Genomic DNA, 14,543 nt, shown 5'->3' on the forward strand with positions numbered 1-14,543 from the left:
AACCGAAATTGTTGCATTGCTTAGCTGATTCCTATATTATCGAACAAAATGAAAAATAGCCGGGTTGGGTTTACTAATTCATGGGAAAGCAGACTAACTTACCGGACACTTAGTCAGTCGAAAATCGCTTAAACTAAATTGCCAAGCCCTTTCCGCTCTGGATAGGCTTGGCAATTTAGTTTAAACCTTATTGGGTTATCTTTGTCGAATTAGTTAGCATGGCAATAAAAGTTTCAGTAAGAACTGGATCAAATTGAGTTCCCGCACATTTGCGTATTTCGTCAATAGCGTCTTGATAACTCAGGGCTTTGCGGTATGGACGGTCATTCGTCATGGCATCAAAGGCATCGGCTAACGCAAGTATACGACAGGCCAATGGAATTTCTTCGCCAGCAAGATTAAGGGGATATCCATTTCCATTCCACCATTCTTGGTGCTTTAAAATCCAATCTGCAATAGGAGCTAAGTCCGGCACTGATTTCGCTATCCGAAAACCAATATCACAGTGACGACGCATAACAGAAATTTCATCAGGCGTTAGTTTTCCAGGCTTAAATAGAATATTGTCAGGAATACCTACTTTCCCTGTATCATGGAATTTTGCCAGAAGCTTCAAATCGGCAAGCATGGGGTCAGACAGTTGTATTTTCTGAGCAAAATTTGCGACAATGCTTTCCAGTCGCTCGGCATGCCCTTCCGCAATATAGTCTCTGGCTTCCAGGGCCTGCATCATTGCATGGACTATTGCACTACGTGCACTTAAACCCTTATGCATTTTTTCCCGATACATGTTGTTATCCGCTTCTATAAACAGCGAATTGATATCCTCATGACCTATTGCCCAGCCGCTGGAAAGACTTAACGGAAAATTGCTGTTAGTATCATTATATTTTTCAATAGCTATTTTAATTGCCTTAGATAACTTGTCCATTTTTTGAATATCGGGATTTGACACCAATATTGCAAATTCGTCGCCGCCAATTCTGGCGATAATATCTGGAGAAGATATACAGGAACTCAGTATTTTGGCTGCAGCTTTGAGTAACTCATCGCCTGAAAAGTGCCCTAATGTATCATTAATTAATTTAAGACCATCAACATCACAGACAATAATGCCAACGTTACCATTTTGTCTGCCACTCTTAAGTATCTGCTCTTCAAAATAAGTACGGTTGTAAACTTCAGTAAGGGAATCCCTTATGCTAAGAAGTTCTAACCTCCGCTCGATTTGCTTTTTATAAGTAATATCTCTCACTATTGCCATTACCTCGAAATTATCATTTTTGACAAAACGAGCTTCAAAATAATGTACTTGATTGTTTTGCGGCAGCTGGTACTCCATAAATTGTATATTTCCACTACTAATGGCTTGTTTTATATGATCAAGGGCTTGCAGTGCCAATTTCTGGGTAAAAATTTCCATAATATTTTTCCCCAGGAATTGATTTGTAGAAAGATATGAATCAAAGTTAGCCGGTTTATTAAAGTCAAGAAAATTGCCATTACAATCAATACGTAAAATTAAATCTGGAATAGATTGTAAAATTCCTTGTTGCACCTGGTTAGTGTGAGCTAATTTATGTATATATCGGTTAGCTATAATATAAATAAGAAAAGCTGATAAACTAACAAAAATCCAGCCTTTTATAACAGAAAACAAAATTGTACTATCTCTGCTTAAAGATAAAAATCCAACAATAGTATCAGATAAAAAAATCCATATTGCCCCAAAGACAAAATATACTAAAGAAATTTTTATTGCATAGTTTTTGCTTGTCATATAGATAGATCATTCCTTTCTATATGTATAGGGAAAATGGGATAAACGTCATTCCCGTACATAAAAATTTTTACTCCACAATATACCAAACTAAAGTAATTACTTGTCTCGCTAGACACCATCTGCATTTTTAATGTAATTATACTATATTAATCCAGGAGGTGTTTTAAAGATTCCCTAAAGAAATAAAGCTGCTTACCTGCAATTGTTCATATTACCAAAATTCCTGCTTTGTTCACCTACCCAAGGATTTATTTACTCACTCGAATGCCATAAATTGGAACAGTACATAAAAAAGCCTCTACCCCGGTAAAATAACCGCGATAGGGGCTTTTCTCACATTTTTCAACTTGATCTGCTCTAGAACTTATAGATAGCCTGTAAAAACATCCTGGGCAGCCGAACTAATAAAAGTAAACTTTTTACCAGTTTTCTCTGCTAGATATGTCTCTTCTCTCAAGGACAGACCTGTAACAACTTCCATGTCCCTATCTATTTCAACTGTTATAGCAAAAGCAGCAGACAGATGGGAGACATTACGCGCCGACAATATCTGGGTGGGCTGATTAGTCCACTTGCTTGGATAATCAAGAATATTGTACATAAAAATATATAGTCAGGATATTAGACACCTTTAATTGGAAGGATTTTACATTTAAATGGAGAATAGTTTAACTTAAGGGGGATGCTATAATGAAAAAATTTTTGCTCACAATTATTTTTACCATGTTAACCAATGTATGCTTTGCGGAAGATATATATACCGTTACGGAAAACGGCTTTGTTAAGTATCTTCGCACAGAATCATTACAAGCAAAAGTAACATCTAAAGCTGATCAAGCTTCACTTTTTGAAATGACCTATAGCTTGATCTGCATACCAGATGAAAGTACTTTAGATAAATTAAGAACCCAAACTTTCAATAATAATATTTCTTATGAAAAACAAACATTTACCTTTAAATGCTCATTTAACCCCAATAGCAATCAGTGGAACCAGGACGGTTTAATTTTGATAAAAAACGATGAGATCTGGGGAAATTCCCCTCAAAAATGCTTATACAAAACCACTGGCAGTATGCCAGGTGGAGCATATTACGGCAATGATCCAGAAGCAGTTTTTAACAGAAATATAGTTATCACTGCTTACAAATATGCTCTTTCACATAAATTAATAAACTATAATTAGGCGCAAAATATTTCAATAGATCAGTATCCTCGATTTTTCCCTGTTCATTTCAGCATAACCAAAAACAAGCCCTTGGATATTTCAAAGGCTTGTTTCTCCATACTTTTTCTCTATACTTGAAATTCAGACACTGCCGCTTGCAAATCTTCTGCAAGCTTTGCCAACGCTTGGCTAGAGCTTGCAATTTCCTCCATGGAAGCCAATTGTTCTTCCGCAGCTGCCGAAACTCCCTGAGCCTCACCTGCCGATTTTTTGCCTAAATCATCAATCTTTTTGACCGAATTCACGATATGCTGGCTGCCTGCAGCCATTTGCTGCATGGCTGCCGAAATTTCTTTCACCTGGCCTGACACCCCTGTCACTAGGCCTGCAATTTCCCGAAAAGCAGCGCCTGCAGTATTGACAGCTTCGGCCCCGGTTTTGACTTCCCGTGTGCCGTTGTCCATGGCCACAACCGCCCTATCAGTATCCTCCTGAATTTCCCCAATTAGCTTGGCGATCTTTTTTGCTGCCTCCTGGGACTGTTCAGCCAATTTACGGACTTCCTCGGCCACCACCGCGAATCCACGGCCTTGTTCTCCCGCCCGTGCTGCTTCAATAGCCGCATTAAGAGCCAGAAGGTTGGTCTGGCCGGCTATACCAGAGATGGTATCGACGATTTGGCCGATTTCTTTAGAACGTTCACCCAGCTTTGATACAACATGGGAAGAAGCATCGACTGTTTCTTCGATTTGCCCCATCTGATTTACTGCCTTCTCTACCGATTTATCACCGTCTTTCGCCCTTTCGGCCGCCTGGGCCGAGTGAGCAGCTACCTGGTTAGCATTAGCAGCGATCTGCTGAATACCAGCCGATATCTGTTCTACAATAGCAGTAGTATCATTGGCTGCAGCCAATTGCTCACTGGCTCCCGATGCCACATTGGTGATCGATATGGCAATCTGACTGGCTGCCTGAGCCGATTGCTCCGAATTAGCTGTCAGTTCCTGCGATGAAGCCGCTACTTGCTCTGTGGCCCCACTAATTTTTTGGATAAGATCACGTAGGTTCCTGGCCATCTGTTCGAAACTATGGCTTAGTCGGCCAATCTCATCGTTAGAGTTAATATCCAGTGTTGTAATTGAAATATCACCATCGGCAATCCGGTTAGCTGCCATTTCCAGTTCGCGGAGGGGTTTCGTCATATTGCGGGCGTACCAGGCAATAATTAAACCTGACAAAACCAAAACCACAATAATTGTCACCAATGAAATTACCGTTAACGACGCCACTTCCTTTGACACTTCAGCAGTAGGAACCTTCACCACCAATGACCATCCCGTTCTAGGCACAGGCGCGTACGCCACTGTGGTAGCAATACCTTTATCATCGTATTCGGCAAGTCCCTTTTCTCCCTTGACCATACGTTCGTAAGTTGCCTTTATAGCAGAACTAGCCTCTTTGCTTTCTAAAACATTAATCTTCATCGCCATTTCCTTGTTCTGATGAACAATTATTAAACCATTCTCCTGCACCACGAAACCGTAGCCGGTCTCTCCCGCCTTAATTTCAAGCACCTTTTGGTTAATATCCGCTAAACTAATCGCACCAAACATTACACCCTTAATTTTTCCCTCGACCTTGATCGGCACTGCCAGTACAATTTCCAAATCACCAGAGGGCGATAGAATCGGGTCGGATACGCTAGTATTACCTTTCATTCCCTCTTTAAACCAAGTCTTTGATCCAAAATTTAGTTTGAACCCTTTGGCATCAATTGCTTCTCCATTTGGCGCTACGTATCCAATTGTGGCAAATTTGACCATATCCTTTTTGACTTGAACAAAAAAGGGAGCCATCTCATCCAGATTACCACTTTGAACTACTGGCGCTTTTGCTATCCCTTCAAGATGGACAATTCCTTTATCCAACCAATCTCCAATACTCAGTGCGAAATTCTCTGCTATTTTTTCCATGCTGCTTGTGATTTCTCCGGTGACAATTGTTCGCGCTCTCCAGTAGTTGAGGCCACCCAAAATACTCATTGCTACCAAGAAGATAGTCAGTATAGTGACCGTTAGTTTAGTTTGAATGCTTTTCATAGTAACCTCCTGTTTATAAACAAGCCATTTTTCCGTTCAGCTCAGTATATATTTGAAATGCATTTATTGTGCCATAGATAAAAACCCTGAAAATATGCGCCCCTATTAAGGCGTTGGGACACATTCCTTTAATTGTGAATCAATCATGTCCCAAATTGATTCGACATAGGTGTCCAGCCTATTCGGAAAAACTGCTGCTATTGGGGCATTTTCCTTCACGGAATTTGCACCCATACAAAAAACTTTAAAGAACAAGATGCAAAAATATGGTATGATGAAATAAATGTATACCAAATTCTCAGGGAGGATGAGCTGTATGGGCACGTGCTTAAGCTGTAACGAGTGTGGGATATGCAAAAGCATCAATAAAAAAATTATAAAATGTCCAAAATGTAGACGTGCAAATCTTAAGGATAAAAAGATTTGTAAAAGATGTGGCGCCGTACTAGAACCTAATAAGGATTTTGGTGAAATTATTAGTAAAGCCTGATTCGAATTCGACCCGACTGGCATAATATAAGAACGATGGATAATTAAAATACGGCCTAGTTTAGTACCCAAAAAACCAAAAAGAAGAAACGTAGAAGGGCTAAGATTGCGCCGCATCTATGATTCTTCTTTTTGGTTTTCAAATTTTAAGTTACCACTGGCCCTATTTATGCTTGTACAGACCCACCCGATTGCCTTCGCAATCCTGGAAATGAGCAATGAAGCCAAGCTCGCCCAGTTCCGTCTGAGGCTGAAGTGTTTTTCCCCCATTAGCTTCTATTTTAACTAGGGTGCCCGGAATATCGTTAACCGACAGATAAACTACATTTCCGGTTTCCGCAGGTATATACCCATCCGCTTTTACCAAAGAACCACATGTTCCGGGGGTTTTCGGTTTCATTGGAAACCAAACCATATCCAACTTTCCCATTTTGCTACTGGAAGGAAGAGAATAGCTAAACACTGTTTTGTAGAAATTCTTAGCTTTCATCAGATCATTAACTGGAATCTCAAACCAATTGACAGGATTCATTTTTGCAGCCATTGTCGTTGTATACAAACCCACCCGATTGCCTTCACAATCCTGGAAATGAGCAATAAAGCCAAGCTCGCCCATTGCTGTTTGAGACTGAAGTATTTTTCCCCCATTAGCTTCTATTTTAGCTAAGGTTCCCGGAATATCTTTAACCAATAGATAAACTATACACCCAGTTTCCGAAGGCGTATATCCATCCGCTTTTACCAAAGAACCACTTGTTCCGGTTATTGCCGGTGTAAGTGGAAAATAAGCCCTATTTGGCGTTTTCGTTTCATTGATAGTAAGGGAATAGCTAAACACTGTTTCGTAGAACGTCTTAGCTCTCAACAAATCATTAACCGGGATATCAAACCAATTGATAGGGTTTATTTGTGTAATCGTAAGATCTGCTTGACATTTACTGCAGATTTTTTTCGTCGGTGGATTTACTGTACCACAATCAGGGCATTTTGATGGTTTTACTATAGATGGAGGTCTAAAACACATTTTAACATCTCCCTAATATTCAATGACATGTGATTTTACTAAGGTTGTAGGCTGCCTTTTGTTGTTATTAGGCGAATGATTAGCGGGTTCCTTAAGGCCTGCCTTCAGCAGAACAAGTTTCTGTTGATCTCCAATCTACAACATATGTACCTGATGCTTGTTTTAATGCAACATACTTAACCTTTTGCGGTAATTCCGGAAATTTTTTGCTGTTCCGCGTTAATGCTTTGGCGTAAAGGGTAGCTGTTGCCTCATCAGCAATTTCTTCCTTATTTTCAAAAGCTTTTTTGGCATTCATGATGTCTTCTTCAGTAATTAACATTCTAATTCCTCCTTAATTAAAAATTAATGATTATCTGGAGACAAAGGGAAAAGATCCCTTTGCCTTCAGGTACACCACTAGCTATATCCCAATCCGGACCTTATTTGGGTGTAAACAATACCATTTTGGGCTTTCTCGCCATTTTTTCAGCTAGTTCCTTAACAGGGCCATAACTCATTACCAGTGATTGGCAATGCTGTACGCAACTGGGCATCTTGCCCTCAGCGGTTCGGTCCTTACACAGATCACACAGTGAGGTGGGGAAAGGAACATAATTCAAATCCCATTTGCCATTAGCCATCTTGCGGGGTCCATCTTCCAGCAACTTGATGCCATACTGATTAGGACCAAGATTTAACTCTTTGATGCATGCAACTTCACAAGCATGGCAGCCTGTGCAATATTCGTAGTCAATTAACAGACCATTCCCAGAGGTCTCCTCTGATTTTAAAAGGCGTTCCAAACCCTCTCTGACTTGGGGAAACGCGGCTGCTTTTCCTTTGGCTTCTTTATTCTGGCAGTTGAGCTCTGACATAGTCCCATCCTCCTCTTCGGGTGACTTGTTCACCTGGCATTATTTTACTATTTTCTTCAGTTGCTTTATAAATCCGGCAAAGCAAGTTTTTGTTAGGTGCTCCATAGCCAGTTGGCCCGTTCTGGCACTGGGAGGTCAGGTTATTAATATTGGAATCAAAGGTCCCAAAGAGGCTCGGCTCGGCTCCTTCTTTTTCCGGGAACCACCAACCATGCTCAGCACTTACTACTCTGGGATCAATTGCAACCTTTAATGTGGCGATTTGTTTGCATCTGCCACGCTTACTTTCGATCCATACCCAATCGCCTTCTTGGATACCCAATTTCTCGGCAGTATCAGGGTGAATTTCTACCAAGGGCTGAGGATGGAACATTCTCATAGTTGGTTGTTGCCGATGTTCAGAGTGGAAGAATTCCCATGAACGTGCACCTGAAGTTAGAATTAATGGATACTCTTTATACAGTTCAGGATCTGAATAGGGACTTTCTGGCGGTTCAACATGAGCCGGCAACGGATCAACGTCAAATGCGTCAAACAAGTCAATATATAATTGAACCTTGCCGTCAGCCGTATTGAAGCCAGGCTGTCTGTCACGGCGCAGAAGACCTTTTTCATATTTCTTGTACTGCCATTCGGGGTAAATATAAACTTTTTCCTTAAGTTCTGAATAAGTAAGACCTTTAGTATTACCTCTTTCACGGAACTTTTTACCCTCTTCGGACCATTCATACTTGAAGGCATCCGGATATTTGTCTTTGTCATTGCCCATTTTCCAGTTTAACCAATCTGGAACAGTTTCCCACGGGAAGGCTTCGGGGTGCAGACGTTTACCAAGTTCAAGAATAATCTGCTCGTCGGATTTGCATTCCTCATAGTCAACAATCTTAGTAATGGCACGCAGCGGTGCAAACCAGGCTCTGAAACTATCACGTTCTGCACTCATACCTGCAGGTAAGACGATATCTGCGCAAGCAACGGCAGTCGGAGTCATGAAGAGATCAACTACTACATTGAAGTCAACTTTTTTCATGGCCGCATAAACGCGGGGTGCCTCAGAGGCCATGTTGGCAAAGGTATTTGTGGTTTGCAACCACAACATTTTAACCGGGTACGGATGACCACCATTTTCAATTGCCTCGAGGCATGTATCCCCATGGGCAGTTGAAGCTAACCCATACTTTTTAAGAGGATTTTTCTCATTTCCAAAGCGTTCTTCCTGGATTTCTTTAGGCACCCAGCCGTAACCGCAGCTATAGCCATCATCAACATTGAATCCGCTCTTGGCAATAATGTTACCACCCGGGACATCTGTATTGCCGGTTATCGCCCATAGGCTATTAACGGCCTGGGCAGTCGCAATACCGGTAACTTGTTGGTCAATAGCCAGACCCCACTGGATAGATGCCGGTTTGGCAGTAGCGTAACTCCGTGCTGCGGCTTCGATGATTTCCTTCGGAACCCAGGTAATTTCAGCAACCTTGTCAGTCGGATATTCCTGAACACGTTCTTTTAATTCTTCAAATCCTGAACACCAGTTTTCAACAAAATCATGATCGTAAAGATCTTCGTTGATAATGACATTTAGCATACCCATCGCCAGCGCACAGTCAGTTCCAGGTCTTAACTGCAGCCAGTAATCTGCTCTCGCTGCCAACCATGTCAACCGAGGGTCAACAACGATGAGTTTTGCTCCCATTCTCATTTCATCAACAATCCAATGTCCAAAGAACCCATCGCCATTACTGATGATCGGATTATTACCCCAAATCATGATCACTTCCGGGCACTTAAACTCAGGGTTATTATAGCGATCTTCAAAAAATTGTCCACAGTCAGCAACGAAGAAGTCACTATTCATAACAGCCTGCTGCGCAGCTCTAGGCAGATAGCAAGAATCACCACTCAGGAATCCCAGCACATAGTTGGGGCTGCCAAAGGCAGCATAAGTCAGATAAGGTACCTGCCAGATAATATTTCTCCCGGTACCTTCCATGCCGACGATTGACTTTCCGCCAAATTCTTTTTGGATACCTCTGACTTTTTCAACGATAATATCGTAAGCTTCATCCCAGGAAATACGTTCCCATTTATTTTCGCCGCGCTCACCGACACGCTTTAAAGGCCATTTCAGACGTTGGGGGCTATTGTATGCTTCCACCTGATTCAGGCAACGCATACATAATCTTCCCATGTTATAGGGATTATCAAGGTCTCCCTCGACTTTTACCAATTTGTCATCTTTCGTGTAATACAGTAGGCCGCACCCATCATGACAACCCGGTCCTGACCAATGAGTAGAACGGGTTACAGTATATTCGCCTTCCTGCCACTGCCATTCTTTTGCAGACATTTAGCTTCCTCCTTTGTAAATTTAGCTTTTCAACTAATTATTATTGTGGCTATCTTTTACTTTGGATGCCACCTCCTAAAAAACTCCTCCGTGGGAGTTTTTAGCCAGAAACCTAGATATAATCCAAAACAGATATGGATAATAATTTCGGCTGACATCGCTTAATATTGCAAGTATTGTGCCAACCGTTAAGCGCCCTTATTTTCGTCACACAAATTTGGCTTTGGGACACACAATTTTATTTATGAAACCATTTTGTCCCAAATTAATTTTGCTCTTATTCTGGTTATATCTGCCAAATCATGGGCCAGAATAAAGAAAAAAGGTTGGCACAACTAATGTCTACCAACCTCATCATTAGCTTATCCGATAACCAAGTTGCTTGACTTAGCTTTATCCCAATATTAGATACTCTTTCAAACAATACTTAATCAATTATACCCTTACCCTTTAACGCCTCAATTTCGCTTTCACTGTAGCCAAGCAGTTCGGTAAGAATCTTATTCGTATCCTGTCCTAGAGCCGGAGCCCCACGCCATACCTGTCCCGGAGTATCCGAAAGCTTAGGCATAACACCAAAGGCTTCCACTTCTTTGTTTAGCGTCTGATCGGTGTATTTTACCCAATCACCTCTCATGCGCCAGTGCGGTTCATTGTAAACTTCCTCAGCGGTTTTAATATGTGCTGCTGAGATCTTGTTGTCAATGCAAATGTTTATTGCTTCCTGTGCCGTATGGTCCTTAAAGAATTTTTTGAAAATACCGTCCAGTTCACGGCCCAGCGGACTGGCAACAGCTTCCGGTGAGCTGCTGCATTCTTCGTAGGAGTACTTCTTTGAGTCGATGCCAAAGCCTTTTAATACGTTATTGTAAGCTGTCTTGCCATAGGAACCAAGATTAATAAATCCTCCGTCCCCACATTCAAAAACACCTGCCGGCTGGAAAGCAGTCTGCATGATTCCCTGCCTATGTTTGAGGGTTTGGTTCATGGTCCAAAGTACAAAGTTGTCATCCATTACTCTCATCCAGCTTTCAGTCAAGCTGGCATCGATTCTTTGACCCTTGCCGGTTTTTTGTGCATTCATATAAGCCATCAAAATTCCGTTGACTGCGATTAACCCTGTCAGGTAGTCACCTACATACTGTTGAGCATAATAAGGCGCAAGATCAGGATAACCCTGTAGTAACGCCCAGCCAGATTCAGACTGTCCCAGGGGGTCATAGCCGGGTCGGTTTATGTGCCGCTCTTCACCGCCAAATCCAGTTGTTCCGTAACCGCTGATGTGACAGATGACTAATTTGGGATTGACCTCCAGTAACATTTCGTCGGAGATTCCCAGCTTGTCAATCCAAACCATGTTTTCAATCCAAACATCCGAATTCTTAATCAGAGATAAAAAGATTTCTTTGGATTCCGGTATATTCAGGTTGGTTTCCAATGCAAAACTTAGTTTGTTTCTAGAATTTTGCACCCATCCACCACCGATATGCTTGTCTCCTTCAACAATCTGTGGTTTTTGATGGCGGGCAGGATCACCGCCTACTTTAGGCCGTTCAAGAGCAATCACCTCGGCGCCAAAGTCACTCATCATCGTAGCGCAGAAGGGAGCTGCCACGACGGTTCCGTTAAGCAGCACCCTGATCCCGGAAAGGGGTCCAAAGGTAGGGGCAAAAAGTGGAGCTGGTTTGTATTCAATTTTTTCCCATCGATTCATATTCATCATTTCCTCTCTATTTTTTTTTCACGCAAAAATCAAACCACACTTGTCCATTGCTTGTTTGTATAACTTGCAAAAGGCAATTTCCTAAGAAAAAACATGACTTGTGCCAAGTCCTTTAGGACGCCGGCAGAAGCCTTAGTCATTCAAGCCAGGGAAAGTTAACCTTTCCATCTGGACTAAAAAGCTTGTTTCACTGACATGAACCACCCCTTCATCTAGCAATTTTTGCTAAATACTAACTGCGAGTACATCTAAGCTAAAATAGCAATGGATAACCGTGCGGCTTATCACATAATTGAGATGCAATTATTGTGCCATAGGGCAAAACCCCGGAAATATGTGCTTTATTCATGTATTGGGACATAATCTATTAATCGTGACCTAATCATGTCCCAAATTGATTAGGTATTAATAATGAGAAAAATACCGCCAATAAATTATTAAGATGTAAAAACACCAAGAAGCTATAATTTCTGGTATAATAAAAAATATAATTAAAATTTTAAATATGTTACACTTAAAATATAAGCAAGAAAGGGAGTGTCATCATGAAACCTCTGGAGCATTTACTCAGCCCAATTATCAATAATTTAAATAATATCAATACTATTAATGAAGACGATAAAATTCTCATAGGCAAAATAAAGAAGCAAAAAATGGATCTGCTTCAGAATAAAATCACCCCCTCTCAAGCTGACTTGGTTCGACCAGAAATAGTTGAGTCATGGATAAGATCAAGCGAAAATGGTCTTGACCCTTTAGTTTATAGTGATCCGCCCCTTATGGATGCTCTTTCCTTTGAAAAGCGCATTAAAGAAAAAGACTTTTTTATTCAAACAGCAAATCCCTATATCGCTCAATTAGAAAACATGCTGTCCCATATCGAATCTTATATTTTCCTAACAGATGAACATGGACTCATTCTGCGAGTAGTTCAGGCTTTGGGTAAAAATAAATTCCGCCTTACTCCAGGCACAATTTGGACAGAGAAAACAATCGGAACCTGTGCCCATGAAATGTGCATACAATTGAAAACCCCTATTCAACTCTGCGGTCCTGAACATTTCTGCCGAATATTTAATAATATTTCTTCCTCATCTGCCCCTGTTTTTAATTCGAATGGTAAGCTGGAGGGAACACTGACTATTTCCAGTCCGCGCTTTGACCGTCAAAATTCATATTCACTGGGACTTGCTGTTATCATGGCTGAAACAATCCAGAAGGAGTTTCAACTTTCGGTAAACAGGGAGTTGTTTCATATTGCGCTTACAGGCACAGAAGATGCTATGATTATGATTAACAAGTGCGGGGTAGTTCAAAAAGCTAACGAGGCCGCCTGTGGGATATTTAAACATATCATCCCAAATTTAGTCGGTTCGGAAATTGGCGATATTTTTGAAAACCAGTTCTTTGTGAACTCTATTTTGGAGACTGAAAAGCCCAATATAAATGCTAATATTAAACTTAAAAAAATAAAGCAAAAAACATTTTCTCTTTTTATTCAACCGATAAAAAACGAAAGCGTCACTGTAGGCTACTTATTAACTCTTAAACCAATTAATCAACCACTAAAGATTAGTCAATCATGCAACGGTTTTACATCAAGATTTACGTTTGATAATATAGTTGGCACTTCCCCACAATCCGTAAAATTAATAAGCTTAGCCAAAAGGTATGCACGCTACACTTCTAATGTACTTATACAAGGTGAAAGCGGAACTGGCAAAGAGGTATTTGCCCAAGCAATTCATAATGAAAGCAGACCGGATGGCCCATTTGTAGCCGTAAACTGTGCAGCAATTCCTAAAAACCTAATCGAAAGCGAATTATTTGGTTATGAACCAGGTGCATTTACTGGCGCCGAACGCATAGGTAAACCTGGCAAAATCGAGCAAGCCTGTGACGGCACTCTTTTTCTGGATGAGATTGGCGATATGCCTGTAGAGCTTCAGGCAGTCCTACTTAGAGTGCTGGAAGATAAAATGATTATGCGCCTGGGAGGCAGCCACTACATTCCTGTTAATTTCCGTTTAATTACAGCTACTAATAAAAAATTGTTAGATCTAGTGGGGAAAGATTTATTTCGTGAAGATTTATACTACCGTATATCAGTATTTAAACTCAATATCCCACCCTTAAGAGAAAGAGGATCAGACGTCGTTCAACTGATAGATCACTTAATTACTGCATACGCTAACGCGGAGGGTATTGATAAACCTACGTTAAGTAACACTGCTAAATATATATTATTGCAGTATAACTGGCCTGGGAATATTCGCCAATTGAAAAATGTTATTTCTTATGCCATGTGCATGCATACTGACGGTATTATTTATCCCGAACACCTTCCAGATGAAATTCTAAATACTTCTTCTACTCCTATCTCAGAAAAAGATGTAGCTGAAATAGAATCGTTGACCACTGGCGATGTGTTAACAAATACTATTTCCGTCAAAGAAATGGAAAAAGAGGTTATTAAAAAAGCTCTTCACAGTTCTGATAATCATGTACGCGATGCAGCCAAAATAGTAGGTCTTAGTAAGTCCACTCTTTATAGAAAAATAAAGGAATACGGACTAGACCCCAATGACACATTAATAAAGACAGACAGACCTTAAGCAGCTTTCAGCTACTCAGTGTATGATAAATAAAAAACTGCAGCGAACCCTTTAGCGGGTGGCTGCAGTTTTTTATTGCAGTGAGCATTTGGCTTAAAACACCCTTCTTGCATTGGCCATGCCTTACACTTTTCTACATTAAAGTAAACTATTAACGATTTAACCAAAATTCAAATTGGGACACCCGAGTTCACAATTTGAATTTTGTGTCCCACGAAAGATTCGCCTTGAGCAATAATGGGTGTTTCGGAATGGCACGAATATTGCATAAATTTAAATTGGACAATTGGCCGCCTGCCAATAATCCTGTGTCTGATAAAGTGACCATGAATAGTTCAAGACATAATACCTTGAATATTCTTCCCGGTCACAGGGAGGTGTTAGTAGTGACATAGAAATTAACGTAAAAGTGATTCAAAGATGGTATTTCCAAACT

9 protein-coding genes are annotated in these 14,543 nt (G+C 40.8%); 2 read left to right on the forward strand and 7 right to left on the reverse strand.

The window, feature by feature from the left end; translation table 11 throughout:
- Window positions 1–187: 187 nt before the first annotated feature.
- Window positions 188–1,780 (reverse strand): HD domain-containing phosphohydrolase, encoded by a 1,593-nt coding sequence (locus AC1ECB_RS22850; protein ID WP_485665942.1) that lies wholly within the window; start codon window positions 1,778–1,780, stop codon window positions 188–190.
- Window positions 1,781–2,473: 693 nt separating this feature from the next.
- Between AC1ECB_RS22850 and AC1ECB_RS22855 the strand changes: the two genes are divergently transcribed.
- Window positions 2,474–2,968 carry a hypothetical protein gene (locus AC1ECB_RS22855; protein ID WP_485665943.1) on the forward strand — a complete coding sequence of 165 codons (495 nt, stop codon included), beginning with the start codon at window positions 2,474–2,476 and terminating at the stop codon, window positions 2,966–2,968.
- Window positions 2,969–3,078: 110 nt separating this feature from the next.
- Here AC1ECB_RS22855 and AC1ECB_RS22860 read toward each other — a convergent pair whose 3' ends face one another.
- The 6 genes from AC1ECB_RS22860 to AC1ECB_RS22885 all read right to left on the reverse strand — a co-directional run bounded on the left by AC1ECB_RS22860 (window position 3,079) and on the right by AC1ECB_RS22885 (window position 11,483).
- Window positions 3,079–5,049 (reverse strand): methyl-accepting chemotaxis protein, encoded by a 1,971-nt coding sequence (locus AC1ECB_RS22860; protein ID WP_485665944.1) that lies wholly within the window; start codon window positions 5,047–5,049, stop codon window positions 3,079–3,081.
- A gap of 652 nt (window positions 5,050–5,701) precedes the next feature.
- Entirely contained in the window at window positions 5,702–6,562 is an 861-nt protein-coding gene (locus AC1ECB_RS22865; RefSeq protein ID WP_485665945.1) for a VOC family protein, read from the reverse strand.
- A 91-nt stretch (window positions 6,563–6,653) separates the two neighbouring features.
- Window positions 6,654–6,884, reverse strand: coding sequence for a hypothetical protein (locus tag AC1ECB_RS22870; protein ID WP_485665946.1), 231 nt, complete (start codon window positions 6,882–6,884; stop codon window positions 6,654–6,656).
- 100 nt (window positions 6,885–6,984) lie between these two features.
- Complete coding sequence (locus AC1ECB_RS22875; RefSeq protein ID WP_485665947.1) at window positions 6,985–7,419, reverse strand: hypothetical protein; 435 nt, start codon at window positions 7,417–7,419, stop codon at window positions 6,985–6,987.
- Window positions 7,394–9,769 (reverse strand): molybdopterin-dependent oxidoreductase, encoded by a 2,376-nt coding sequence (locus AC1ECB_RS22880; protein ID WP_485665948.1) that lies wholly within the window; start codon window positions 9,767–9,769, stop codon window positions 7,394–7,396. Before AC1ECB_RS22880 ends, AC1ECB_RS22875 begins: the two co-directional genes overlap by 26 nt.
- Window positions 9,770–10,196: 427 nt before the next feature.
- Window positions 10,197–11,483, reverse strand: coding sequence for a CoA transferase (locus AC1ECB_RS22885; RefSeq protein ID WP_485665949.1), 1,287 nt, complete (start codon window positions 11,481–11,483; stop codon window positions 10,197–10,199).
- Window positions 11,484–12,037: 554 nt separating this feature from the next.
- On the opposite strand from AC1ECB_RS22885, the gene AC1ECB_RS22890 reads away from it, so the two are divergent.
- Window positions 12,038–14,107, forward strand: a complete 2,070-nt coding sequence (locus AC1ECB_RS22890; protein ID WP_485665950.1) for a sigma-54-dependent Fis family transcriptional regulator — start codon at window positions 12,038–12,040, stop codon at window positions 14,105–14,107.
- Window positions 14,108–14,543 lie beyond the last annotated feature (436 nt).

Source organism: Sporomusa sp. 246TCP1, assembly GCF_057319775.1.